Origin of the sequence: Bradyrhizobium sp. JR4.1, from assembly GCF_040548605.1 — a bacterium.
GTDB lineage: Bacteria > Pseudomonadota > Alphaproteobacteria > Rhizobiales > Xanthobacteraceae > Bradyrhizobium > Bradyrhizobium canariense.
Window position 1 is genome coordinate 423,954 of sequence record NZ_JBEPRY010000002.1, and the last position, 25,175, is coordinate 449,128.

24 protein-coding genes are annotated in these 25,175 nt (G+C 64.8%); 15 read left to right on the forward strand and 9 right to left on the reverse strand.

Translation table 11 applies throughout. The features are described 5' to 3' along the window. Nucleotides 1–34: 34 nt before the first annotated feature. The 5 genes from ABIB90_RS07210 to ABIB90_RS07230 all read left to right on the forward strand — a co-directional run bounded on the left by ABIB90_RS07210 (nt 35) and on the right by ABIB90_RS07230 (nt 5,679). Nucleotides 35–1,072 carry a ligase-associated DNA damage response exonuclease gene (locus tag ABIB90_RS07210; protein WP_354200540.1) on the forward strand — a complete coding sequence of 346 codons (1,038 nt, stop codon included), beginning with the start codon at nt 35–37 and terminating at the stop codon, nt 1,070–1,072. Beyond that, a complete protein-coding gene (locus tag ABIB90_RS07215) occupies nt 1,069–2,946 on the forward strand; it encodes an ATP-dependent DNA ligase (RefSeq protein ID WP_354200541.1) in 1,878 nt (625 codons plus the stop codon). Before ABIB90_RS07210 ends, ABIB90_RS07215 begins: the two co-directional genes overlap by 4 nt. 284 nt (nt 2,947–3,230) lie before the next feature. Further along, on the forward strand, nt 3,231–3,533 hold the full coding sequence (locus tag ABIB90_RS07220; RefSeq protein ID WP_354200542.1) for a DUF6460 domain-containing protein: 303 nt from the start codon (nt 3,231–3,233) through the stop codon (nt 3,531–3,533). A 78-nt stretch (nt 3,534–3,611) separates the two neighbouring features. After that, entirely contained in the window at nt 3,612–4,346 is a 735-nt protein-coding gene (locus ABIB90_RS07225) for an MBL fold metallo-hydrolase (RefSeq protein ID WP_354200543.1), read from the forward strand. 1 nt (nt 4,347) lies between these two features. Next, on the forward strand, nt 4,348–5,679 hold the full coding sequence (locus ABIB90_RS07230; RefSeq protein ID WP_354200544.1) for an MATE family efflux transporter: 1,332 nt from the start codon (nt 4,348–4,350) through the stop codon (nt 5,677–5,679). Between the two features lie 100 nt (nt 5,680–5,779). Here ABIB90_RS07230 and ABIB90_RS07235 read toward each other — a convergent pair whose 3' ends face one another. Next, nucleotides 5,780–6,877 (reverse strand): quinone-dependent dihydroorotate dehydrogenase, encoded by a 1,098-nt coding sequence (locus ABIB90_RS07235; protein WP_007599377.1) that lies wholly within the window; start codon nt 6,875–6,877, stop codon nt 5,780–5,782. Then, nucleotides 6,874–7,218: a DUF952 domain-containing protein gene (locus tag ABIB90_RS07240; RefSeq protein ID WP_007599376.1), complete on the reverse strand. Its 345-nt coding sequence runs from the start codon at nt 7,216–7,218 to the stop codon at nt 6,874–6,876. The genes ABIB90_RS07235 and ABIB90_RS07240 overlap by 4 nt, the downstream gene beginning before the upstream one ends. 290 nt (nt 7,219–7,508) lie before the next feature. Between ABIB90_RS07240 and ABIB90_RS07245 the strand changes: the two genes are divergently transcribed. Both ABIB90_RS07245 and ABIB90_RS07250 read left to right on the forward strand, forming a co-directional pair. Beyond that, complete coding sequence (locus tag ABIB90_RS07245) at nt 7,509–8,162, forward strand: S24 family peptidase (protein WP_007599368.1); 654 nt, start codon at nt 7,509–7,511, stop codon at nt 8,160–8,162. A gap of 138 nt (nt 8,163–8,300) precedes the next feature. Then, a complete protein-coding gene (locus ABIB90_RS07250) occupies nt 8,301–9,047 on the forward strand; it encodes a carbonic anhydrase (RefSeq protein ID WP_007599367.1) in 747 nt (248 codons plus the stop codon). 125 nt (nt 9,048–9,172) lie between these two features. On the opposite strand, the gene ABIB90_RS07255 is transcribed toward ABIB90_RS07250, so the two are convergent. The 5 genes from ABIB90_RS07255 to ABIB90_RS07275 all read right to left on the reverse strand — a co-directional run bounded on the left by ABIB90_RS07255 (nt 9,173) and on the right by ABIB90_RS07275 (nt 13,464). After that, complete coding sequence (locus ABIB90_RS07255) at nt 9,173–10,816, reverse strand: lysine--tRNA ligase (protein ID WP_007599366.1); 1,644 nt, start codon at nt 10,814–10,816, stop codon at nt 9,173–9,175. Between the two features lie 180 nt (nt 10,817–10,996). Then, entirely contained in the window at nt 10,997–11,932 is a 936-nt protein-coding gene (locus ABIB90_RS07260) for a transporter substrate-binding domain-containing protein (protein WP_354200547.1), read from the reverse strand. Between the two features lie 91 nt (nt 11,933–12,023). Next, nucleotides 12,024–12,614, reverse strand: a complete 591-nt coding sequence (locus tag ABIB90_RS07265; RefSeq protein ID WP_354200548.1) for an SCO family protein — start codon at nt 12,612–12,614, stop codon at nt 12,024–12,026. A 24-nt stretch (nt 12,615–12,638) separates the two neighbouring features. Continuing rightward, a complete protein-coding gene (locus ABIB90_RS07270; RefSeq protein WP_219684563.1) occupies nt 12,639–12,833 on the reverse strand; it encodes a hypothetical protein in 195 nt (64 codons plus the stop codon). A gap of 109 nt (nt 12,834–12,942) precedes the next feature. Next, nucleotides 12,943–13,464: a Clp protease/crotonase-like domain-containing protein gene (locus ABIB90_RS07275; protein WP_007599362.1), complete on the reverse strand. Its 522-nt coding sequence runs from the start codon at nt 13,462–13,464 to the stop codon at nt 12,943–12,945. Nucleotides 13,465–13,756: 292 nt separating this feature from the next. Between ABIB90_RS07275 and ABIB90_RS07280 the strand changes: the two genes are divergently transcribed. The 4 genes from ABIB90_RS07280 to ABIB90_RS07295 all read left to right on the forward strand — a co-directional run bounded on the left by ABIB90_RS07280 (nt 13,757) and on the right by ABIB90_RS07295 (nt 17,352). Then, nucleotides 13,757–15,415, forward strand: a complete 1,659-nt coding sequence (locus ABIB90_RS07280) for an FAD-binding dehydrogenase (RefSeq protein WP_354200649.1) — start codon at nt 13,757–13,759, stop codon at nt 15,413–15,415. Continuing rightward, entirely contained in the window at nt 15,416–16,336 is a 921-nt protein-coding gene (locus ABIB90_RS07285; protein ID WP_354200549.1) for an extracellular catalytic domain type 1 short-chain-length polyhydroxyalkanoate depolymerase, read from the forward strand. It begins immediately after the preceding gene. A gap of 133 nt (nt 16,337–16,469) precedes the next feature. After that, a complete protein-coding gene (locus ABIB90_RS07290) occupies nt 16,470–16,820 on the forward strand; it encodes a RidA family protein (protein ID WP_007599359.1) in 351 nt (116 codons plus the stop codon). 166 nt (nt 16,821–16,986) lie between these two features. Beyond that, on the forward strand, nt 16,987–17,352 hold the full coding sequence (locus tag ABIB90_RS07295; RefSeq protein ID WP_354200550.1) for a nuclear transport factor 2 family protein: 366 nt from the start codon (nt 16,987–16,989) through the stop codon (nt 17,350–17,352). 345 nt (nt 17,353–17,697) lie between these two features. Here the strand turns inward: ABIB90_RS07295 and ABIB90_RS07300 are convergent, their stop codons facing one another. Beyond that, nucleotides 17,698–18,618 (reverse strand): amino acid ABC transporter substrate-binding protein, encoded by a 921-nt coding sequence (locus ABIB90_RS07300; RefSeq protein WP_007599357.1) that lies wholly within the window; start codon nt 18,616–18,618, stop codon nt 17,698–17,700. A 12-nt stretch (nt 18,619–18,630) separates the two neighbouring features. Beyond that, entirely contained in the window at nt 18,631–19,926 is a 1,296-nt protein-coding gene (locus ABIB90_RS07305; RefSeq protein WP_007599356.1) for a dicarboxylate/amino acid:cation symporter, read from the reverse strand. 208 nt (nt 19,927–20,134) lie between these two features. On the opposite strand from ABIB90_RS07305, the gene ABIB90_RS07310 reads away from it, so the two are divergent. The 4 genes from ABIB90_RS07310 to ABIB90_RS07325 all read left to right on the forward strand — a co-directional run bounded on the left by ABIB90_RS07310 (nt 20,135) and on the right by ABIB90_RS07325 (nt 25,161). Then, nucleotides 20,135–21,136: an NADP-dependent oxidoreductase gene (locus ABIB90_RS07310; RefSeq protein ID WP_354200551.1), complete on the forward strand. Its 1,002-nt coding sequence runs from the start codon at nt 20,135–20,137 to the stop codon at nt 21,134–21,136. A 151-nt stretch (nt 21,137–21,287) separates the two neighbouring features. Further along, on the forward strand, nt 21,288–22,142 hold the full coding sequence (locus tag ABIB90_RS07315; protein ID WP_354200552.1) for a cysteine rich repeat-containing protein: 855 nt from the start codon (nt 21,288–21,290) through the stop codon (nt 22,140–22,142). A gap of 269 nt (nt 22,143–22,411) precedes the next feature. Beyond that, nucleotides 22,412–23,551, forward strand: coding sequence for an FAD-dependent monooxygenase (locus ABIB90_RS07320; RefSeq protein WP_007599353.1), 1,140 nt, complete (start codon nt 22,412–22,414; stop codon nt 23,549–23,551). Continuing rightward, nucleotides 23,548–25,161 carry a benzoate-CoA ligase family protein gene (locus ABIB90_RS07325; protein WP_354200553.1) on the forward strand — a complete coding sequence of 538 codons (1,614 nt, stop codon included), beginning with the start codon at nt 23,548–23,550 and terminating at the stop codon, nt 25,159–25,161. Before ABIB90_RS07320 ends, ABIB90_RS07325 begins: the two co-directional genes overlap by 4 nt. The last annotated feature ends 14 nt before the right edge of the window (nt 25,162–25,175 follow it).

Consider the following 25,175-nt stretch of genomic DNA (forward strand, 5'->3'; position numbering starts at 1 on the left):
TCGAAGATGCGGGGTCGCAACCTATATAACAGGCATGCGTCCGCAAGACATCCTGCTGCCAGTTGCCGCCGGCCTATGCTGCAAGCCGGGCGGCTTCCATATCGACCCCGTCCGGCCGGTCGAGCGGGCCGTGATCACCCACGGCCATTCCGACCATGCCCGCGCCGGCCACGGCGCGGTGCTGGCGACGCAGGAAACGCTGGACATGATGCGGCTGCGCTATGGCGAGAATTTTGCCGGCTCGACGCAGGCGATCCGCTATGGCGAGGAGATCCGGCTCGGCGATGTCAGCGTGAAGTTTCACCCGGCCGGCCATGTGCTCGGTTCGGCGCAGGTCGCGGTGACCTGCAAGGACACCTGCATCGTCGCCTCCGGCGACTACAAGGATGCACCCGACCCGACCTGCACGCCGTTCGAGCTCGTGCCCTGCGACGTCTTCATCACCGAGGCGACGTTCGGCCTGCCGGTGTTTCGCCATGGCGATGCCGCCGACGAGGTCAAGAAGCTGCTGGCATCGGTGGCGCTGTTTCCGGAACGCGCGCATCTCGTTGGCGCCTATTCGCTCGGCAAGGCGCAGCGCGTGATCGCGCTGCTGCGCCAGGCGGGTTACGACGCGCCGATCTATCTGCATGGCGCGATGGAGAAGATCACGCATTACTATCAGAGCCGCGGGATCGAGCTCGGCGATCTCAGGCCGGTGAAGGGCGTCAAGAAGGCGGCACTTGCCGGCACCATCACGCTGGCGCCGCCCTCTGCGACGTCCGATCTCTGGACCCGGCGGTTTCCCGATCCAGTCACGGCATTCGCCTCCGGCTGGATGCGGGTGCGCGCCCGCGCGCGGCAACGCGGCATCGAGCTGCCGCTGGTGATCTCGGATCACGCCGATTGGGACGGCCTCACCGCCACGATCGCCGCGACCGGCGCCGGCGAGATCTGGGTCACCCACGGCCAGGAAGACGCGCTGGTGCATTGGTGCCAAAGCAAGGGTTTGCAGGCACGGCCGCTCGATCTGGTCGGCTACGGCGACGAGGAGGAGACCGAGACGCCGCTCGCTGACGAGGCCGAAGCATGAACCGCTTCGCCGAACTTCTCGACCGCCTCGCCTACGAGCCCGGCCGCAACAACAAGCTGCGGCTGATCACGAGCTATTTTCGCGAGGTTTCCGACCCTGATCGCGGCTACGCGCTGGCCGCGCTGACCGGCGCGCTGAGCTTCAAGCACGCCAAGCCCGCGCTGATCCGAGATCTGATCGCGTCGCGCACCGATCCGGTGCTGTTCGGATTGTCTTACGATTATGTCGGCGACCTCTCGGAAACGGTGGCGCTGATGTGGCCGAAGCGGAATGCACACAAGGACGAATCTTTTCCGGGCTACCCCTCTCCCCCGCCCTCCCCCACAAGGGGGGAGGGAGCGCAGTTGCGCGCGGCGCTATCAGTGAGCGCGAGAGCTAACAGCGATTCCCAAAGTGATGGATGCACGAACCTCACCGTTCCCTCCCCCCTTGTGGGGGAGGGTCAGGGAGGGGGGTACCGCGGGCGAGATGCCAGCGATGCGCTTCATCCGAGCAACCACAACAATCCACCACCTCCAACACTAACCGAGGTCGTCACCACGCTGCGCACGCTCGGCAAGACCGAGCTGCCAAAACAGCTCGAGCGCTGGCTCGACGAGCTGGATGAGACCGGCCGCTGGGCGCTGTTGAAGCTCGTCACCGGCGCGTTGCGCATCGGCATCTCCGCGCGCCTGGCCAAGACCGCGGCCGCTGCACTCGGCGACAAGGACCCGCACGAGCTCGAGCTGATCTGGCCGGGTCTCGCGCCGCCTTATCTCGACCTGTTCGCCTGGCTGGAAGGCCGCGGCGACAAGCCGGTCAATCGCGATCCCGCCCCGTTCCGCCCGGTGATGCTGGCGCATGCGATCGAAGACACCGATTTCGCCGCGCTCGATCCCGCCGACTACATCGCCGAATGGAAATGGGACGGCATCCGCGTGCAGGCGGTGGCCGGCCGCGACGAGCACGGCCACATTACCGCGCGGCTCTATTCGCGCACCGGCGAGGACATCACCGGAAGCTTTCCGGACCTCGTGCCCTCACTGCGGCTACCCGGCGCCATCGACGGCGAGCTTCTGATCCTGCGCGAAGGGCGCGTGCAGAGTTTCAACGTTCTGCAACAGCGGCTCAACCGCAAGGTCGTGTCTCCGAAGCTGATCAAGGAGTTTCCGATTCATCTGCGCGCCTATGATCTGCTCGGCGACGACGAGAACGATTTGCGCGAGCTGCCTTTTGCGGAGCGCCGCGAACGGCTGGAGACCTTCATCGGCAAGCTTGACGATCCCCGCATCGATCTCTCGCCCACCGTCGCCTTCGCAAGCTGGGAGGCGCTGACCGCCGCACGCGCCGATCCCGCGGGCGCCGGTGCGGGCGAAGACGCCGACGCCGTCGAAGGCGTGATGCTGAAGCGGCGCGATGCACCCTATCTGCCGGGACGGCCGAAGGGACAGTGGTGGAAGTGGAAGCGCGATCCGCACATCATCGACGCGGTGCTGATGTATGCGCAGCGCGGCCACGGCAAGCGGTCGTCCTACTATTCCGACTACACCTTCGGCGTCTGGACTGAAGGTGCGGGCAGCGACGAACTGGTGCCGGTCGGAAAAGCCTATTTCGGCTTCACTGACGAGGAGCTGCTCCAGATCGACCGCTTCGTGCGTCGCAATACCACCGAAAAATTCGGCCCGGTCCGCCACGTCGTGCACGAGCCGGACAAGGGGCTGGTGCTCGAGGTCGCCTTCGAGGGGCTGCAGCGCTCGCCGCGGCACAAATCCGGCGTCGCGATGCGCTTTCCCCGCATCAGCCGCTTACGCTGGGACAAGCCGCCGCGGGAAGCCGACCGGCTGGAAACGCTGGAGAAGATGCTGAAGGCGGAGGCAGTGGAGGTTGAGGCGTGAGCGTACGAGGTGCTCTCCCTCTCCCGCTTGCGGGAGAGGGTTGGGGAGAGGGTATCTCCGCAGTGGGATTCCCCAAGAGGCGAAAGCCCTCACCCGCGCCTTCGGCGCGACCTCTCCCGCAAGCGGGAGAGGTTGCAGCGAGCCTGCGGCGCGATCATCCCACAACCAAGGCGGACCCGCCTTGCCCGAATTAAAATCCCGTAAGCCGATTGACGCCCCCTCACGGGTTCCCCATGTCCACCGCCTTGCCCTATGATAGGGTAGAATCCCCTGAGGAGTTTGAGATGGCCCACGACGTCAGAGATTTGCCGGCCGGCCGCAGTGATGGCCTGCACCGCTTTCTCGGCGGCTCGCCGCTGGCGGTCGCGTTTCGCCTGGTGCTGCTCTCGATCCTGGTCGGCGTCGTGCTGGCGGCGATCGGCTTCGATCCCTGGAATATTCTCACCAGCATTCGTCTCCTGTTCCAGCGGTTGTGGGATCTCGGCTTCGATACCGTGAACTGGCTATGGCGCTACTTCCTGCTCGGCGCTGTCATCGTGATCCCGATCTGGCTGCTGATGCGCGTTTTCGGCACGCCGCGCAGGTAAGCCGTTAGTTTTGAGCATGATCTTGTCGGAAAACCGCTTCACACTTTTCCGGATCATGCTCTAGGGAGCCAGCAGTCGATGCAATTGCGCTTTGTCGGCTGCGGGGACGCCTTCGGATCCGGCGGCAGGCTCAACACCTGCTTCCACGTCTCGGGACGCGAGGCCAACTTCCTGATCGATTGCGGCGCGTCGGCTCTGCCGGCGCTGAAGCGACTCGAGATCGAGCACAATGAGATCGATCTCATCCTGATCACGCATTTCCACGGCGACCATTTTGCCGGGCTGCCGTTTGTCCTGCTCGACGCACAATTCTCGCGGCGGACGCGGCCGCTCACGATCGCCGGGCCCAAAGGCATCGAGACGCGGCTGCGTGCGGTGATGGAGGCGCTGTTCGAGCACTCCTCCAAGACGAACCAGCGCTTCGAGCTGTCGGTCGTCGAGCTCGCGCCCGAGCAACGCCGAAGCTTCGGCGCGGTGACGGTGACGCCCTACCCTGTCGTGCACGGCGAATCCGGCGGACCGTTCCTCGCATATCGCATCGAAGCCGAGGGTCGCACGCTGGCCTACAGCGCCGATACCGAATGGACGGAGACGCTCATTCCGCTGGCGCATGGCGCCGACCTTTTCATCGTCGAGGCCTATATGTACGAGAAGGTGGTCAAGAATCACCTCAGCCTGAAGACCTTGGAACAGCATCTTCCCGAAATCGGCGCAAAACGCCTCGTGCTCACCCATATGAGCGAAGATGTGCTGTCGCGCCTCGACGACATCGCCCATCTCGCCGCCGAAGACGGCATGGTGCTCGTGTTCTGACATGCACGCACCCGTTCACTTGAAGATCGGTTCCCGTCAGGTCTTCGCCATCGCAGGCCCCGCGATGGTCGCGAACCTCACCACGCCGTTGATCGGCGTGGTCTCGACCACCGCGATCGGACGGCTGGACGACGCGGCGCTGCTCGGCGGCGTCGCCATCGCGTCCGTCATCTTCGATTGCCTGTTCTGGCTGTTCGGCTTCCTTCGCATGAGCACGCTTGCCTTCACGGCGCAGGCGCTCGGCGCCGGCGAGACGCGCGAGCTGACCGCGATCCTGGTGCGCGGCTTCATCGTCGCCGGCTTGATCGGCATAGCCCTGATCGTGCTGCAACTGCCGCTGGCCGCCGGGCTGTTCGACCTGATGGGCGGCAGCGAAGGCGTTACGCGCGCGGCGAAAACGTACTTCGTGATCCGGATCTGGTCGGCGCCGCTGGCGCTCGCCAATTACGTCATCCTCGGCTGGCTGGTCGGCCAGGCCCGCGCCAATCCGGCGCTCGCGCTCCAAATTGTCATCAATCTCGTCAACGCGGCGGCGACGATCCTGCTGGTGCTGGTCTACGACACCGGCATCGCAGGTGCTGCAATCGCCGCGCTGTTGTCTGAAGCGGCCGGATTCGGGCTCGGCATGATGGTCTGCCGCCGCTATGCGGACGGCGGGTTCGCGGTGCCATACGCAGAGCTGTTCGACCGGGCCAAGCTGATGCGGCTGCTGGCGGTGAACTCCGACATCCTGATCCGCACCGCGGCGCTGATCGCGGTGTTTCTGTTTTTCACCGCCAAGGGCGCGCGGGCTGGCGACGTCACGCTGGCCGCCAATTCCGTTCTCAACAATTTTCTGCTGGTCAGCGCCTTCTTCCTCGACGGTCTTGCGAACGCAGCCCAGCAGCTTTGCGGCCGTACGCTCGGCGCACGCGACGCCAAGGGATTTGCGGATTCGACCCGGCTGGTGCTGCTATGGGGGCTCGGCTTCGCGCTGGTCGTGTCCGCGCTGTTTGCGCTGTTCGGACCGAACTTGATCGATTTCATGACGGCGAGCGAAAGCGTCCGTCGCGGCGCGCGGGAATTCCTGCCGTTCGTCGTGCTTGCGCCGATTCCCGGCGTGTTCGCCTTCGGCTTCGACGGCATCTATATCGGCGCGACCTGGGCGCGCGAGATGCGCAATCTGATGCTGGCCTCGCTCGCGATCTTCCTCGCCACATGGTGGGCGCTGCAATCGTTCGGCAATGCCGGGCTGTGGAGCGCGCTGATCGCCTCCTACGTCTCGCGCGGCGGCTTGCAGGCCGCGCGCTATCCGGCGCTGTACAGGAAGACGTTTTCGAAGCAGTCGCTGTAACGCGTAGCCCGGATGGAGCGAAAGCGTAATCCGGGACCTTCGCGTCCGCGGATAGAATCCCGGATTGGGCTTCGCTCCATCCGGGCTACGCGGCGAAGAGCTACATCCCCGGCCAGGCTTCCGCCGTCAACGTGGCGGCGTCGGAGCCGACGATCTCGGAGAGAGAATCCCGCCCGGTGCGCAATAGGGTCGAGGCGAGATCGCGCTTGATCTCGTCGACGAGGCCGAGGCCCTTGTAGACCAGCGACGAATAGAGCTGGATCAGGCTCGCGCCGGCGCGGATTTTCGTCAGCGCGGCGCCGCCCGAGTCCACACCGCCGACGCCGATCAGGGGGAATGCGCCCTCGACCCGCACATAGGTTTCCGCGACCATCCGCGTCGACAGCCGGAACAGCGGCCGGCCGGACAGGCCGCCCTGCTCCTTGGCGCGCATTTCCTCGCGCAGCGTGCTCGGCCGCGCGATCGTGGTGTTCGACACGATCATGCCGTCGACCCGGCGCGAGCGTGCGACCTGCACGACGTCGTCGAGCTGGGCGAGGCTCAAATCCGGCGCGATCTTGAGCAGCACCGGCGTGTCGCCGGCCTTTTGCCGCACCCGCTCGCGCGCGTCGATCACCCTGGCGAGGAGATCGTCGAGCAGCGCGCCTTCCTGCAGATTGCGCAGGCCCGGCGTGTTCGGCGAGGAAACGTTGACGGTGAAATAGCTCGCGACCGGCGCAAATGTCTCGATCAGCTTGACGTAGTCATTGACGCGGTCGGGTGAATCCTTGTTGGCGCCGACATTGACGCCGACGATGCCGCCGTGCTGCGCGCGCGCCGCGAGCCTGCGCAGCGCTGTCTCCGCGCCGTCATTGTTGAAGCCCATGCGGTTGATCACGGCCTCGTCGCGCTCCAGACGAAACAGCCGCGGCCGCGGATTGCCGCTTTGCGGCTTCGGCGTCACCGAGCCGATCTCGACGAAGCCGAAGCCGAGCCGCAGCAGCGCATCTGGCACTTCGGCGCTCTTGTCGAAGCCCGCGGCCATGCCGATCGGATTGGGGAAGTTGAGCCCGAACGCACGCACCGCAAGCTTGGGATCGTCAGCGTGCGGCTTGCCCGGCGGCAGGAAGCGCAGGCCCTGGATCGCGAGGCGATGCGCATCCTCCGGATCGAGCCAACGCAACACCGGCAGCGAGAGAGCGTCGAAAGCGCGGATCACGGGGCAAGCTCCGGAACATCGTGGCCACCGTCGGAGCGCGTGTTGAGGTTCATCACGGCAATCACCGCACCGAGATCGAGTTCGCCATAGAGATGCGGAAACAGCTCCTCATTGCGCGAACGCTCCCAGCGCAATGCGCTACCGAGCGCATCGCCGTCGACCTCGACCAGGAACAGCGCGCGCTGCCCGACATAATGCTTGTGCAGGGTCTCGGGAACCTGGGCGGCGGTCGAGAAATGGATGAATCCGTCGCGCGAATCGTCCGCGCTGCCGCGGTAGACGCCCTGCCGTTCCGCCTCACGCCAGGCCGAGGCCGGACAGATTTTGTAGATCTTGACCACCGCTTACGCAGCCCTGTTTGCTCGTTGAGTCTTTTGGGGTTTTTGGGTCGTGCGGGTCCCTGAAACCCGGGCGCGACCGTAATGGCCGCCCCCTCCGAACTCAAGACTTAGAGCCATTTCCGTTCCGATGAAATCGAAGCGGAGCGCCAAATTCCTGCTTTGACGCGTTTCCTGGTGCGAACCGGTAACCGGTTCGCTTGAAAACACGCTCAGCGCGCCCCTTGCGCAAAAAGCGGAAAACCGGTTGATTCGAGGATAGTTTTCCTGAGTTGCGACGGGCTGGACCTTTCATGGTCAGGCAGGCCAAAGCGCAGAGGATCCTCACTCACGACCAGATCTGGGGCGCGCTGGATCGGCTGGCGGCGCGCGCCGGCTTGTCGCCGTCGGGCCTCGCCAAGCGCGCCGGGCTCGATCCCACCACCTTCAACAAGTCCAAGCGCGTCACCTCCGACGGCCGCGAGCGCTGGCCCTCGACCGAATCGATCGCGAAAGCGCTGGCGGCGGCAGATTCCTCGATCGACATTTTTGCCAGGCTGGTCGGCGACGAGGCAGGCGGCGGCCGCTCGGTGCCGCTGCTCGGCTTGGCACTGGCGGGCGCGAGCGGCGCCTTCGACGAGTCCGGCCTTCCCATCGGCAAGAGCTGGACCGAATTTGCCCTTCCCGCCGCCGAGGACAACCACAGCTTCGCGCTGCAGATTTCCGGCGAAGCGCTTGCGCCCGCCTATCGCGACGGCGACATCATCCTGGTCGCACCCGGCGCGCCGATCCGCAAAGGGGATCGCGTGGTGGTGAAGACCAGGGCAGGCGAGGTGACGGTGGCGACGCTGAAGCGCCGCACGGCAAAGGCTGTGGATTTGCAGCCGCTCGATGCCTCCCAGGCCGAACGCAGGATGGCAGCGAGCGAGGTCGGCTGGATCGCGCGGATCGTGTGGGCGAGCCAGTGATCACGTCTCGCCTGCGTCGTGACCGGGCGATGATTTCAGCCGCGCCGCATTCGCCGCGGGCATCCTTGCGACTCAGCATCTCTCTCGCATAGGTTGCGGCCACTCATTGCCGAGCAAATTCATGTCAGGGGGAATATGATGGATCGCCGTCACGCATTGAAGGCCCTCGCAGGTCTTGCGCTTTGTCCGCTCTGCAAGCCGGCCTTCGCCGCCGAAGGTGCGCATTGGAGTTATGAAGGCGCCGGCGCCAAATGGGGCGATCTCGACGCGGCCAACAAGGCCTGCGCGGTCGGCCTGCAACAATCGCCGATCGACATCGAGGCGACGGTCAAATCGCAACTGCCCGCGCTGAAGCTGAACTGGGGCAAGAGCGCCGACACCATCGTCAACAACGGGCACACGATCCAGCTCAACTTCACCGAGGGCAGCACGCTCACGCTCGGCGACGTCAAATACAAGCTGCTCCAGGTGCATTTCCACCGGCCGAGCGAGCACATGATCGGCGGCAAGAATTTTCCGATGGAGGCGCATTTCGTCCACCGCAACGATGCCGGCGGGCTCGCCGTGGTCGGCGTGCTGATGGCCGAGGGCAGGCCGAACCCTGCCTTCGGCAAGATCGTCAAGACCATGCCGGCCGCGGAAGGCCCCGCCGTGAAGGCGGATTCGACCATCGATCCCCACGCCATGCTGCCCACGAGGCTCAGCTACTTCCGCTATCCCGGCTCGCTGACGACGCCGCCTTGCTCAGAAGTGGTCGAGTGGCTGTTGTTGACGACCCCCATCCAGGCGTCGGCCACCGACGTCGCCGCATTCGCAAAGCTCTACCCGATGAACGCGCGCCCGGTGCAGAAGGATAACCGGCGCTACGTGCTGCGGTCGACCTGAGCGGGGGGCTGAAGGTCCGTAGCCCGGATGAGCGAAGCGACATCCGGGACCGCTGGTGCGGCTAACTAGCGAAAACCCCCGGATGTCGCTTCGCTCATCCGGGCTACGCGTTCGCTACAACCGCCTCACGCACTCCGCGCCAGTGCGCCGTCGATCATGTTCACCGCGTTCTGCACGCCATACACCGCGACAAAGGAGCCGAAGCGCGGGCCCTTTTCCTGGCCGAGCAGCACCTGGTAGAGCATGTTGAACCAGTCGAGTGTCACGCCGGGACGGCCGTCCTTGCCCTTCTTGACCGGATCGAGGAACGGCTCGCGGCGGCCGATCTCGTAGACGACGTTCTGGATGTCCTCGGCCGTGGCATCCTGCGGAAGCTGCGATAATGCATCGCGCAAATCCTGCAGCGCCGCGCGCTCGGTCTCGGTTGGCTCGCGGAACGTCTTCGTCGGCGCGACGAAGTCGCGATAATAGTTGATGGCATAGCCGACCATCGCGTCGAGCTTGGGATGCGTCTGCGGGCTCACGCCAGGCCGATAGCGGCCAATGAAACCCCACAGCGTCTCGGCATTCTCCGCATTCGACGACGACACCAGCGTCAGCAAGAGCTGGAACGTGACGGGCATATCGAACTTCGGCGGATGGCCGCTGTGAACGTGCCAGACCGGATTGCCGAGCTGCTGTTTGGCGTCCTGCTTGGCAAAGCCGTCGATGAACTGCTGGTAGTCGTCGACGTTGCGCGGGATGACGTCGAAATACAGCCGCTTGGCCGCCTTCGGCTCGCGATACATGAACAGCGACAGCGATTCCGGCGAGGCGTAGCGCAGCCATTCGTCGATGGTCAGCCCGTTGCCCTTCGACTTCGAAATCTTCTGGCCCTTGTCGTCGAGAAAGAGCTCGTAGTTGAAGCCCTCCGGCGGCGTGGCGCCGAGTGCCCTCGCGATCGCGCCGGAGAGTTTGACCGAGTCGATCAAATCCTTGCCGGCCATCTCGTAATCGACGCCGAGCGCAACCCAGCGCATCGCCCAGTCGGCCTTCCATTGGCACTTGACGTTGCCGCCGGTGACCAGCGTCTCGACTTCCTGGTTGGTATCGGGATCGAGATAGGTCACGGTGCCGGCCGCAACGTCGCGGCGGATCATCGGCACCTGCAGCACGACACCCGTGGTCTTGCTGATGGGGAGGAACGGCGAATAGGTCGCGCGGCGATCGGGGCCGAGCGTCGGCAGGATGATCGCCATCACCTTGTCGTAGGCCGCGAGCATTTTAAGCAGCGTCGCGTCGAAACGGCCGGACGTGTAATAGTCGGTCGAGCTCGCGAATTCGTAGTCGAAGCCGAAATGATCGAGGAAGGCGCGCAGCCGCGCATTGTTGTGGTGCCCGAACGACGGGTACTCGTTGGAGAACGGGTCCGGCACGCGCGTCAGCGGCTTGCCGAGATGCGCGGCCAGCATCTCCTTGTTGGGGACGTTGTCGGGCACTTTCCGAAACCCGTCCATGTCGTCGGAGAACGCGAGCAGGCGGGTCCTGATCTTGTTCTCGGTCAGCACATGAAAGGCGTGCCGCACCATCGAGGTGCGCGCGACCTCGCCGAAGGTGCCGATATGCGGCAGGCCTGATGGCCCGTAGCCGGTCTCGAACAGCACCTCGTCCTTCGGGCTTTTCTTCAGCCGCGCGACAATGGCCTTCGCCTGCTCGAACGGCCAGGCGTTGGATTGTTCGGCGAGCGCACGCAGATCGCTCGGGTTCGCGGCAAGATCGATAACGGACATCTAAGGGGCCTCCGGGGCGCGGAAAATAGCGATTTCCGGGCAGAATGCAATTTTGCGAGACGGTGCAACCGCACCCACCGTCATTGCGAGCGAAGCGAAGCAATCCAGAATCTTCGCGCAGAAGCACTCTGGATTGCTTCGTCGCTGCGCTCCTCGCAATGACAACGAGGAGGCAGCGAACTAAAACGGGCTCACCGAGAAGTACCGCAGCCACAGATCCGTGTAGCGGCCCTTTTCCCAGACGCGGAACATCGCCCAGTTCAGGGCCTGGCGCAGCACGTCGTTGCCCTTGCGCACGGCGATGCCGATGCCTTCGCCGAAGAACCGGCTTTCGACGAAGGGACCGCCGGAGAAGGCGCAACAATCGCCGGAATCGGTGCCGTTGATCCAGAACGCAAGCGCGATGGCGTCGCCGAAGATGAAGTCGACCTCGCCCTTGCGCAAGGCGGCGCGCACGGCATCGTCGTTGGGATAGGGGTGCAGTTCGGCGTCGGTGAACATCGCCTTGAGATAGGCCTCATGCGCGGAGCCGGCGATGACGCCGACCTTCTTGCCTTCGAGATATTCGGGCCGGATCTCCGGCATCACCGCGTCCTTGCGCGAGGCGAAGCGCGCCGGCACGCGGTAATAGGGATCGGTGAAGTCGACCCGGGCGCGGAGCTGCGGGCTCACCGCCATCGAGGCGATGATGGCATCGCCCCGGTTGGAGGCGAGCGCATCGACCAGCGTCTCGAAGCGGCGCATCTGCACCGTGCAGGTGACCTTGATTTCCTCGCACAGGCTGCGTGCGAAATCGACGTTGAAGCCGGCCGGATTGCCGTCGGCGCCGGTATAGTTGAACGGCGGATAGTCGGTCTCGGTCAGGAAACGGATCACTGTCAGGCGCGACAGGTCCGGCCGCTCCGGCCGCCGCCGTGGGTCCCAGAAGCCCGGCACGGCCTGGGGTGCGGCTTGCGGCGCGACCTGAGGTGAGGCTTGCGGCGCCACGGGGGGCTGCTTGGCCGGAGCCTGCGCCTGCGCGCACGGCGCGGCAGCGAGCAGGCAGACGCCGACGACCAGCCCGGTCAGCAAGCCACGGGCGGATTTGGACGATTTCGCCTGTTGCGATGGAGCCATCGGCTGAAAATGAACGATTTTCGTTGGGATCGGAGGGCCTTATAGCCCATCCGGCCGGGAACGCGAGCGCGGATTGCGGCGAATAGGGAGCCTACAGATACCGCTTCAAGTCCACTGCGGCTTCTTCCGGCGTGCGCTTCAGGTTGAACGGCGAGACGAAGCGACCGTCGCGGTCCATCAGATAGATCAGCGCGGTGTGGTCCATGGTGTAGTCGCCGTCCTTGGTCGGGACCTTCTTGGCGTAGACCCGGTAGGAGGTGATCACCTTGGCGGTCTCGGCAGGATCGCCGCTGAGGCCTTCGAGGTGCGGGTCGAAGCTCGACAGATAATCCTTCATCGTCCCCGGCGTATCGCGCTCGGGATCGACCGAGATGAAGACGGCGTTGACCTTGTCGGCGTCCTTGCCCATCGCGCGCAGCACTTCCGAGATCTCGAACAGCGAGGTTGGGCAGACATCGGGGCAATGGGTGTAGCCGAAGAAGATCAAGGTCGGCTTGCCCTTCAGGTTCTTGTCGGTGACGGCCTTGCCGTTCTGGTCGGTGAGCTGGAACGGGCCGCCGATCGCGGCCGGCTGCGCCACCTTGCTGACCCCGCCCATGGCCCAGAATACGATCAGGAGCCCGAGGACGAGGCTTGCGGCGAAGGCGGTCGCGATCACCAGCGGACGGGCGGTGGAACTCATGGGCGGAAAACTTCCTGTCGCGGGTCAGAAGCAGGCGGCAAAACCGGTCCTGATCATTTCGAAGAACACCTGGCTGCCATAGTGGAACCAGAGCGCGAGCGCACCGAGCACGACCAGGCCGCCGACGCCGGCACCCGCCAACAGCAGCACGAACGGCATCCGGCCGGCAGTGGGCGAATTGTCCGATACAGGATGGGCGGGGTGCAGTGGTTGAGCCATGACAACGATCGGGGTGAAAACGTGAGTTTCCCGAGCGTTCAGATAAGCTTTGCCCCGCCTGCGGGCAAGGCAGCACCGGCTGGCAAAGAATCCCGTCAGGCCGAGGACGTCAGTGCAAGAGCTGGCCCCGGGCGGATTCGAGCCGATCCGCTTGCGGGAGTGGCGCGCGCGACGGCTTGTTGGCCGAGGCCTGCGCGTCGAGGTAGCAGGGCTTGTACATGGCCTGGAGCTGCCGGCCCTTCAGGAACAGCATATGCGGGGTGAGCCCGCCGCGCTGATTGATCCAGCGCTTCACCTGCGACGGATACATCGCATAGAGCATCTGGGTCGCTTCGGTATTGGTGACGGCACGGCCGTTGCTGCCGAAATCCCACGCTGCGTGGAAGCCCAATGTCGCGTGCGACGTCACGCAGATGCGGTCGGGCGGGATGGCGCCGAGGACGATGGTGCAGGCAGAGGCGCAGAGACCGTCGATGATGACGGTGTCGCCCGACTGTCGCAGGTCCTGGTATTTGTCGACGTAGGTTCCGATCCGGCCGCCGCGGTCATCCGCGATCCGAACCACCGCGTGAGAAGCGCCCATGCTCGCGATCAGGAGAACCGCCGCAAGCAACCCCGTCAGAAACTTCATTGGCCCCCGCCCCAGTCGAATTCGAATCTGTGTGTCAGGTGGTGATGCCCTGCTAGGGTCCGTCGTAACCGCGGTTTTGTCTAGGCATGCCGGCTCGCTCAAAACAAATTCAAATCCAGTGTTGCGCCGGCGCTGCACTCAGCCGGTCTTTTTCCCGAAGTGGAACAAGTTAACGATGTCTTACGCGCCGTACTCTTGATCTCAGTTGCAACCGCCGGCTTCAATCCGGGCAACTACAGGGAGGAACCTGTGGAGGGGGAACACATGGAGGGGGAAACATATGGCCGAACAGATGGCTGAAGAGACTGACGTCATCGTTGTCGGCGCAGGACTGTCGGGCCTCGTGGCCGCAACCGAGATCGCGGACGCCGGCAAGCGCGTGATCGTGGTCGACCAGGAGGGCGAGCAGTCGCTCGGCGGCCAGGCGTTCTGGTCGTTCGGCGGATTGTTCCTGGTCGATTCGCCGGAGCAGCGCCGGCTCGGCATCAGGGACTCCTTCGACCTTGCGATGCAGGACTGGCTTGGCACCGCCGGCTTCGACCGCGACGAGGATTTCTGGCCTCGGCAATGGGCCGAGGCCTATGTGGCGTTCGCGGCCGGCGAGAAGCGTGCGTGGCTGCGCGCGATGGGCCATCGCATCTTTCCCGTGGTCGGATGGGCCGAGCGCGGCGGCTATGATGCGATGGGCCACGGCAATTCGGTGCCGCGCTTTCATGTCACCTGGGGCACCGGGCCCGGCATCGTCGAGCCGTTCGAGCGCCGTGCGCGCGAGGCCGTCAGGAGCGGCCGGCTGAGCTTTCGGTTCCGCCATCGCGTCGACGCGCTCTCGATCACCAACGGCACGGTGGATGGCGTCGGCGGCGCCATTCTCGCCCCGGATAATGTCGAGCGCGGCAAGAGCTCATCGCGCAACGTCGTCGGCGAGTTTGCGTTGAAGGCGCAAGCCGTGATCGTGGCGTCCGGCGGCATCGGCGGCAATCACGAGCTGGTGCGGCAGAACTGGCCGAAGCGGCTCGGCGCGCCGCCCAAATTCATGATCTCCGGCGTGCCGGAGCATGTCGACGGCCGCATGATCGGCATCACCGAAAAATCAGGCGCGCGGCTGATCAACCGCGACCGCATGTGGCATTATGTCGAAGGCATCCAGAACTGGTCACCGATCTGGCCGCGCCACGGCATCCGCATCCTGCCCGGCCCCTCCTCGATGTGGTTCGACGCCACCGGCACGCGATTGCCGGCGCCGCTCTTCCCCGGCTCCGACACGCTCGGCCAGCTCCAATACATCATGTCCACCGGCTACGATTATTCCTGGTTCATCCTGACCCAGAGCATCATCAAGAAGGAGTTTGCGCTGTCGGGCTCGGAGCAGAATCCCGACCTCACCGGCAAGAGCTGGCGCATGACAATCAAGCGCGCCACCAACAAGGGCGCACCGGCGCCGGTGGAAGCGTTCAAAAGCCATGGTGTCGACTTCATCGTGCGCGACAAGATCGAGGATCTCGTTGCGGCCATGAACAAGCTGGCCGGCAGCGACCTCCTCAAGCTCGAGCACATCAAGATGCAGATCGAGGCGCGCGACCGTGAGATCGCCAACCCTTACGTCAAGGATGCGCAGGTGATGAACATCCACAATGCGCGGCGCTATATCGGCGACAGGCTGATCCGCACCGCCTCCCCGCACCGCATCCTCGATCCCGCGCAAGGGCCGCTGATCGCGGTCAAGCTCAACATTCTCACCCGCAAGACGCTGGGCGGTTTCGAGACCGATCTCTCTTCGCGCGTGTTCGGCGAGGAGGGCAGCGTCATTCCCGGCCTCTATGCAGCGGGCGAAGCTGCCGGCTTCGGCGGCGGCGGCGTGCACGGCTATCGCTCGCTGGAAGGCACGTTCCTCGGCGGCTGCCTGTTCTCGGGCCGCAATGCAGGCCGGGCCGCGGCGAAAGCCGTGGGCTAGATGATGCGGCGGCGGCTGCGCATCGCGGCGCTTGTTGCGGCATTGGCCGCCGCCCCGGCTGCGTCCGCCGATACGATCGATATCGACGGCGTGAAGCGGTCCTACGCTGTGCAATTGCCGGCGAAGCGGCTGGTGCCGCTCGTCGTCGTGCTGCACGGCAAGACCCAGCGCGGCGCCGACATGATGACGCGGACGGCGTGGCCGCAGGTCGCAAAGCGCGAAGGGTTTGCGGTGGTCTTTCCTGATGGCCTCAACCACGCATGGGTCGATGCGCGGACCAAGGCGGGACCGGCGCTCCGTGGTCCGCCCGCGGGCACCGACGACGTCGCCTTCATCGCAAAGCTGGTCGAGAAGCTGGTGGCGAACGGCACCGCCGACCCTCGCCGCGTCTATGTCACCGGCATTTCCAATGGCGGCGCCATGGCAATGACGCTCGTCTGCGCCCGCGCCGATCTGTTTGCTGCCGGCGCGAGCGTGAGCATGAACCTCACCGATGAGGCCGCGATCACCTGCCATCCGTCGAGGCCGCTGCCGATGCTGCTGATGAACGGCACCGCCGATCCGCTGGTCCCCTACGAGGGCGGCCGCGGATCGAGCTATTATGCCGCAGACGGGTTCTGGTCCACCGACGAGACGCTTGCGTTCTGGCGCAAGCTCAACGGCTGCGAGATCGATAATTCCGACATGACCGATTTGCCCGACAGGGCGCCCGCAGACCAGTCCACGGTGACGCGGATCTCCTCGCGCTGTCCTGAGGAGCACGACGTCGTGCTTTATCGCATCAATCAAGGGGGGCACCGCATGCCCGGATTTTCTCCGGATGCGCGCTTCCCGAAGGTCGCCGCCAGCTTGCTCGGATCGCAGAACGGCGACATCGACGCCGCCGAGACAATCTGGACGTTCTTCGGCCGGTTTCCTTGAAGCGCGACGCATGCATGGCCACCGACGCATGCGTGCCTGGCAATGCATGCGTGCCTGGCAATGCATGCGTGCCTGGGGTGGCACAGGGCAGGCCGCTGCGCTAGACAGGGCCGCCATTCAAAGGAGACCCCCAATGAGCATTCAGCGTCTTGAAACCGGCCCGCGCATGAGCCAGGTCGTCGTGCACGGCAACACCGTCTATCTCGCCGGTGTCGTCGCCAACAACGCCGCCGGCGAAAGCGTGACGAAGCAGACCCAGGACATCCTGGCGACCATCGACAGCCATCTCGCCAAGGCCGGCACCGACAAGTCGAAACTGCTCTCGGCCACGATCTACATCACCGACATGAAAACGTTCGGCGAGATGAATGCGGTGTGGGACGCCTGGGTCTCGCCCGGCAACACGCCGGCACGCGCCACCGTCGAAGCCAAGCTCGCGGCAGCACAATACACCGTCGAAATCATGGTCACTGCGGCGAAGTAAGTTCGCGACAAACATTTGCGCGCGCTTGTCGGCGCATGATCCGATCGGGAAACCGCTTCACACTTTCCCGGATCATGCGCATGACCTCCGAGGTAATCGATCAGCGCGCGCAAACCTTCGATAGTCATGTCAGCCGAACGACACGGCGCCATCGAAGGAGACGACAATGACCGACCCGATCACCATCGCCCGCCGCTATATCGACCTCTGGAACGAACGTGCAGCCGATCGCCGGCGCGAACTGCTGAGCCAGAACTGGACGGCGGATGCGAGCTATGTCGATCCCCTGATGAAGGGCGACGGCCATGACGGCGTCGATGCGCTGATCGCAGGCGTGCAGCAGCGCTTTCCCGATTTCAGGTTCAAGCTGATCGGCGAGCCCAATGGCTACGGCGACCATGTCCGCTTCAGTTGGGGCCTTGGTCCTGATGGCATCGACAGCCCGATCAAGGGGACGGATTTCGCCGTGCTGAAGGACGGCCGCATCAGGAGCATCACGGGATTTCTGGACCAGGTCCCCGCGGGCACATGAGCGCCCGCCGCTCATTGCTGTGCCCTCTCCTCTTGTATGGCAGGGAAATCGCATAGGGATTTCACGAGGACCGTGCGGCTTGCTCCGCCTCTCCCGCTTGCGGGAGAGGCCGACGCGCCCCGGGCGATGCGCAGCATCGTCCCGCGCGCGGCGGGTGAGGGCTCTCACCACACAGGGACATCCTGCGCAATTCTCAGCAATCCCGACGCGGAGACACCCCCACCCCAGCCCTCCCCCGCAAGCGGGAGAGGGAGCCCACTGCCGATGGGGCCGCATCGTGCACGCGATATGCAATTGCCCTGCCTTGTAAGGAGAGAGGGCGCAGCGGCGCTCGTCGCACAAGCGCTAGTTATTCGCGCTCGCGGAATCGTCCATCGCCTTGAAGGCTTCCTCCAACTGCAGCGAGATCGGCACGTTCAGCCGCTCGCCGGTCGGAAGCCGTGCGGTGAACCATTTGTTGTAGAGCGGAACGAGGTCGTGGTTGGAGCCGAGCTTGCGGAAGGTACGGTCGACCACCGCCGCCAGTTGCGGTTCGCCCTTGCGGAACATGATGCCGTAGGGGTCGTAGGACAGGTAATCGCCGGTGACGCGGAACTTGTCCTGTGCCTTGTGGCGCACGATCAGGCTGGACAGCAGGATGTCGTCGGTCGCGAACGCATCGGCTTTGCCGTCGACGAGCATCTGGTACGACTGTTCGTGATCGGCACCGACAACGATGGTCAGTCCCAACGAGGACTTCTTGTCGGCCGCCTGGATCGCCTGCTCGTTGGTGGTGCCCTTCGTCACCACGATGGTCTTGCCCTTCAGATCAGTCAGTGACTGGACGCTAGAGGCCTTCGGCACCATCAACTTGGTGCCGGCGACGAACATCAGCGGCGAGAAGGCGACGCGCTTGGCGCGTTCGGCATTGGCCGTGGTCGAGCCGCATTCCAGGTCGATCTTGTTCTGGAGCACGGCGTCGATGCGGTCATCCGAGGTGACCTTGACGTAGGCGATCTTGAGATTGGGATCGTCGACCTCGACGCCGATCTCCTCGACGATCGCCTCGCAGAGCTCGAGGCTGTAGCCGATCGGCCGGTTGGCCTGGTCGAGGAAGGAGAACGGCGGCGAGCTCTCGCGATAGCCGAGCCGCACGGTGTGCGCGGTCTTGATCGCTGACAGCGTCGGGCTAAGCCCTTCGCTGCCACCGGTCTGGGCGGAGGCACCCGTGGCCAGCTGGCACGCTGCCAGCAAGAGGCCGCCCGATATCGCCATTGAAAGGCGCATGATGCACTCCGATCAATGGCTGGCCATCGCGGGCACTTCGCCAGGGATCATGTCCCCCGGCACGGCATCGCCCGCTCCAAGCTCGTGCTCGGGCCCGAGCTCGCCTTCCCACTTGGCCACGACCGAGGTCGCGAGTGTGTTGCCGATCACGTTGGTGGCGCTGCGGCCCATGTCGAGGAATGTATCGATACCCATGATCATCAACAGCCCCGCCTCGGGGATGCCGAATTGCGACAGCGTCGAGGCGATCACCACGAGGGAGGCGCGCGGCACGCCGGCGACGCCCTTCGAGGTGATCATCAGGGTCGCCAGCATCGCGAGCTGCGTGCCGAGCGGCATGTCGATGTGATAGCTCTGCGCGATGAAGATGCTCGCGAAGGTGCAGTACATCATCGTGCCGTCGAGATTGAAGGAATAGCCGAGCGGCAGCACGAAGCTCGATATCCGCGACGAGGCGCCGAACTTGTTCAGCCCCTCCAGGGTTTTCGGATAGGCCGCTTCAGAGCTTGCGGTGGAGAACGCGATCATCAGCGGTTCGCGGATCAGCTTCAGCAGATGGGCGTAGCGCGGCCCGATCACGATGAAGCCTACGACCACCAGGATGCCCCACAGCAGCGCGAGCGAGAGATAGAAGCCACCCATGAAGACGATGAGCTTCCAGAGCACCAGCAGGCCGTTCTTGGCAACCGTCGCGGTGATGGCGGCCCAGACCGCGAACGGCGCGAACAGCATCACATAGCCCGTCACCTTGAGCATGATGTGGCCGATGTCGTCGATCAGCGCCAGGATCGGCTTGGAGCGCTCGGGCATCGAGCCCATCGCCACCGAGAAGAACACGGCGAAGATCACGATCTGCAGGATCTCGTTCTGCGCCATCGCATCCGCGATCGAGGTCGGGATCAGATGGGTCAGGAATTTTTCGATCGAGAAGGCGGAAACCGGCAGGCCGGTCGACTGCGCCTTGTCAGGCAACGTACCGGGGAAGTTCGCGCCGGGCTGGAGCAGATTGACCATCACGAGGCCGAGCATCAGCGAGACGAAAGAGGCGCTGACGAACCAGCCCATGGTCTTGGCGAAGATGCGGCCGAGCTTGGAGCCCGAACCCATATGAGCAATGCCGCCGACCAGGGTCGCAAACACCAGCGGCGCGATGATCATCTTGATCAGGCGCAGGAAGATCACGGCGATCAGGTTGATGGACGAGGCCCAGTCGCCCCGCGTGTCGGGCAGGAAATTGTAGATCGCCGCGCCCATGATGATGCCCAGCACCATCGCCACCAGAATGAATTGCGTAAACCTGTTCGACATTGAACACCCCCGCTACACCGATCGCTTCATGATGTCGCAGATATGACGGCTGCGCAACACGCTTGGCGTGCGACCGTCGGGGCGGATGTTCCCGTTGCGAAACTGGCGCCCGCGATCTAGCCTGCATGCAGCGCACAACGAAAGCGGCTTGCACGTTTTTCTTGCGGCAGCTGCATCAATAATCGTCAAGCGACCGAGGGGAAACATCATGAGCGGCAGCGTCAATCGTCAGATTCTTCTGGTGGAAAAGCCCAGCGGCAAGCTCGGCCCCGAGCACTTCAAGCTGGTCGAAGGTGCGGTGCCTGAGCCGAAGGACGGCGAGGCCTTGCTGCGCGTGCGATACATCTCGCTCGACGCGGCCAACCGCGCCTGGATGCACGGCGCGACCTATCGCTCAGCCGTCGAAGCTAACAGCGTGATGGCCGGCGGCGCCATCGCCGAGGTCATCAGCTCGAAGGCGCCGGGACTGGCGCCCGGCGACATCGTGTTCGGCGACACCGGCTGGCAGGAGTTGGCGGCAGTGCCCGCCAAACATCTCACCAAGATGCCGAAGCTCGAGCCGATGACGCATCTGCTCAGCGTGTTCGGCATCGCCGGCCTCACAGCCTATTTCGGCCTGCTGGAGATCGGCAAGCCCAAAGAGGGCGAGACGGTCGTGGTCTCCGCGGCCGCGGGCTCGGTCGGCTCGATTGTCGGGCAGATCGCGAAGATCAAGGGATGCCGCGTGGTCGGCATCGCCGGCGGCGCCGACAAGTGCAACTGGCTGACCTCCGAGCTCGGCTTCGATGCCGCCGTCGACTACAAGGACGGCGCGGTGTTCAAGGCGCTGCGCGCGGCGGCTCCGAAGGGCATCGACGTCTATTTCGACAATGTCGGCGGCGACATTCTCGAAGCCTGCCTGCCGCAGATGAACAATTACGGCCGCATCGCGTGCTGCGGCGCGATCTCGCAATATGACGGCGCGCCCTCGGCACACGGCCCGCGCGGCGTGCCCGGCCTGATCGTGGTGAAGCGGCTCGTCATGCAGGGCTTCATCGTGATGGACTACATGAAGGAAAGCCAGCGTGCGCTCGCCGATCTCCAGGCCTGGGTCACGTCCGGCAAACTGAAGGTGCAGGAGGACATCATCGACGGCCTCGAGAACACGCCGAAGGCGCTGATCGGATTGCTGGCGGGCGAGAACCGCGGCAAGCGGATGGTCAAGCTCTGACGACCTAGTTACGTCGCAATTGCAACGCCAATATCTACTTGCGGTAGAGGTCGCGGCGGCCAATGATGTCGCGCGCGGCATCACCCGCGACGATTGTTTGCATCACTTTTGAAAAAATGTCGGCGTTACCGACAGGGCAGGATTCACTCGGATGTTCAACACGTTGAAACATGCGTCAGCACGCGGGGCGTTGCTGGCGGCGGCTCTGTTCGCAACTGCAGCAGGCGCATTCGCACAGGCACCGACCGAGGCGCAGAAGAGCGCGATCCGCTCCGCATGCCGCTCGGACTTCATGGCGCACTGTTCGAGCGTCACGCCCGGCGGCGTGGAAGCCTATCAATGCCTGCAGAAGAACATGTCCAGCTTGTCATCGGGATGCCAAACCGCGGTTCGCGCGGTCGAGCCTGCTGCGGCGCCGAAGACCGAAGCCGCGCCGAAGACCGAGGCTGCACCCAAGGAGGCCGCACCCAAGGCGGAGGCCGCGCCTGCCGCGCCGAAGGCTGAAACCGCTCCCGCCGCAAAGCCGGCTGCGGCGGCCGCGCCCAAGGCTGCTGCAGCCGCCGCTGCAGCCAAACAGCCGAGCAGCGCGCAGGTCGCTGCCGTCAAGAGCGCGTGCCGCGCCGATTATCCCAAGGTGTGCGCCAGCGTGCCACCGGGCGGCGCGCCTGCGCTCGAATGCCTGGAGAAGAACAAGGCAAAGGTTTCGCCGGCCTGCGAGAAGGCCGTGAGCGCCGCGGCCGGCGGTGGCGCGGCAGCAACGGCGGCACCTGCGGGCGCAGCTCCTGCGGCAGCTGCACCGGCAGCCGCGCCCGCCGTGATCGTGCTGCGCCCGCTGCGGCCACGCGAAGAGCTGTTCATCGTCCAGTCCGCATGTCGCGAGGATGTCCGCACGCTGTGCGGCAGCGTGGCGCCAGGTGGCGGTCGGATCATCCAATGCATTACCAGCAACGCCGCGTCGCTGTCGCCCGCCTGCAAGGACGTGCTGGCGCCGTTCGCTGCGCGCTAGAGAAGCGTGCCATCCGGTGGTCCGCTTTACCAGGGGTGCTGGTGGACGGGGTCTACGTGAAGCGCTGCGTCTGACGGGGCGGATGGCCAAGCCGCCACGGTTTGGCTATGCTTCGCAAGGTCACTGCTCCGGACACGCGCCAAACGCGCGTCCGGACGTGAGCTTCGGCGTGCCGCGCGCCTTGCCGATAATTCCGCTGGCGCGGGCGACCCGAGCACATTAGTCTACCCCTAGATAGTAAGTATACTGTCAATCAGGGAGGACAGACGTTGCGGATCGCCGTGATCGGCGGGGGGCCCGGTGGGCTCTACTTCGCCTATCTCTGGAAGAAGCGTCACCCCGAGGATCAAGTCGACCTGTTCGAACAGAACCCGGCCGACGCGACCTGGGGCTTTGGCGTGGTGTTTTCTGACCAGGCGCTGGAATTCCTGCGCGCCGACGACCCCGAGACGGTCGACGCGATCGCGCCGCATATGGAGAGCTGGGAGAACATCACCCTGAACCTGAGCGGCGACAGCGTCGCCATCGACGGCGTCGGCTTCTCCTCGATCGGCCGGCTCGAGCTGTTGCGGTTCCTGCAGCAGCGCGCACTCGATGTCGGCGTCACCCCGCGCTTCGACACGCCAATTCATGCGATTGACCAGCTCAACGGCCACGATCTGATCGTCGCTGCCGACGGGCTGAACTCGCTGGTGCGCCGCGCCTTCGAGGGCGATTTCGGCACCTCGCTGTCCTACTCCTCCAACAAGTTCGTCTGGTACGGCACCTCGAAGCGCTTCGACACGCTGTCGCAGACCTTCGTGAAGACCGACCGCGGCGCCTTCAACGCCCACCACTACCGCTACTCACCGACCATGAGCACTTTCCTGGTCGAATGCGATCACGCGACCTGGCAGGCCTACGGTTTCGCCTACAAGGACGTGGAGCAGTCCAAGGGTGTCTGCGAGGAGGTGTTCGCCGACACGCTCGGCGGCCGCTCGCTGGTCTCCAACAAATCGGTCTGGCGCAACTTCCCCTGGGTCTGGAACGAGCACTGGTCGTTCAAGAACATGGTGTTGCTCGGCGACGCGCTGCACTCGGCGCATTTCTCGATCGGCTCGGGCACGCGGCTCGCGATCGAGGACGCCATTGCGCTGGTCAAGGCGCTGGAGTCGGATGCGCACCTGTCCACTGCCCTGCATCGCTACCAGGCCGCGCGAAAGCCGGTGGTGCAGAAGCTCGTCAACGCCGCGCGGACCAGCGCTTTCTGGTACGAGCACTTTGCTCAGCACATGCAGCAGGGCCTGATGGACTTTGCCTACAGCTACATCACCCGTTCGGGCCGCATCGACGACTCCCGCCTGCGCGCGATGTCGCCGGCTTTCATGGCGCGCTACGAAGCCGCCAAGAATGGTGGGGACGAGGCATGAGCGGGCAGATTAACGATCAGGTGCCCGCCGACTGCGCGGGCGCGCGCGAGATCGGCTTTTCCGTTCCGCAGGTCTACAATGCCAGCCGCGTTCTATTCGACAATCTCGCAAGAGGATGCGGCGACAAGCTCGCACTCATTGGCCCCGCGGGGACGCGCAGCTACGCGGAGCTCTGCGCGGAAGCCTGCCGCTGGGGCAACGGCTTTGCCTCGCTCGGCCTCAAGCGCGGCGACCGCGTGCTGCTGTTCCTCGACGATACCCCGGCCTATCCGGCCGCGTTCTTCGGCGCGGTACGTGCCGGCTTCGTGCCGCTGCTGATCAACACGCTGACACCGCCGGATCTGCTGCAATTCTATCTCGCCGATTCCGGCGCTTCTGTTGCGGTGGCGGATGCCGAGTTCTGTGCACGTTTCAACGCCGAGGCCTGCAAGGACACGAGCCTGCAGACGCTGATCGTCGTCAATGGCGCGGTGGGCGATCACGCCGCACCGAACGCCGTCTCTGCCGCCGGCTGGCTCCCGCAATTTCCGGCCGAACTCGCGGAAGCCGACACGCATCGCAACGAGATGGCGTTCTGGATGTACTCGTCCGGATCGACCGGCCGGCCCAAGGGCATCGTGCATCTCCAGCACGACATGGCCTATAGTGAGGCCGCCTTTGCGCAGAACGTCTTGAAGCTGACGCCGGATGACATCTGCTTCTCGGTGCCGAAAATCTTCTTCGCCTATGGCTTTGGCAACGCGATCACCTTCCCGTTCTCGGCGGGCGCGACGACGCTGCTGTTGCCGGGCCAGCCCAAGCCCGCGGCGATCTTTTCGGCGATCGAGCAGTACAAGCCGACGGTCTTCTTCGGCCTGCCGACGCTCTATACATCGCTGACCAAGGCCGAGGGGGCCGACAAGACCGACTTCTCGTCGCTGCGCATGGCGCTCTCGGCCGCCGAGGTGCTCTCGGCCGACGTCTTCAATGGCTGGAAGACGCTCACCGGTCTCGAGATCGTCGAAGGCCTCGGCTCGACCGAGGTGCTGCACATCTATCTCTCCAACCGTCCCGAGCGGAAGAAGCTTGGCGCCGCCGGCCTGCGCGTGCCCGGCTACGAGGTCGCGCTGCGCGACAAGGACGGCCGCGATGTCGCCGACGACGAGGAAGGCATCTTGTGGGTGCGCGGCGATTCCAACACGCCGCTATACTGGAACCGGCCGGACAAATCCGCCGAGACCATCCGCGAAGGCGGCTGGATCTACACCGGCGACCGCTTCGTCCGCGATGCCGACGGCTTTCACTTCTTCCGCGGCCGCGCCGACGATCTCATCAAGATCTCCGGCCAGTGGGTCTACCCGCTCGAGGTCGAGCTGTGCCTCGCCGACCACCCGGACATCCGCGAATGCGCGGTGTTCGCCGCCGAGCTGCCGGACCGGCGCATGACGCTGAAGGCGGTCGTGGTGATGAACAGCCGCGCGGCGGATCAAAGCGAAGCGACCCGCAGGCTGCAGGATTACGTGAAGGGCAAGCTGCTTCCGTACAAATATCCGCGCGAGGTGATCTTCATCGACGAGCTGCCGAAGACCGGCACGGGGAAGATCGACCGGCAAGCGCTGTTGCGGATGTGAGCCTCCGCTGTCAT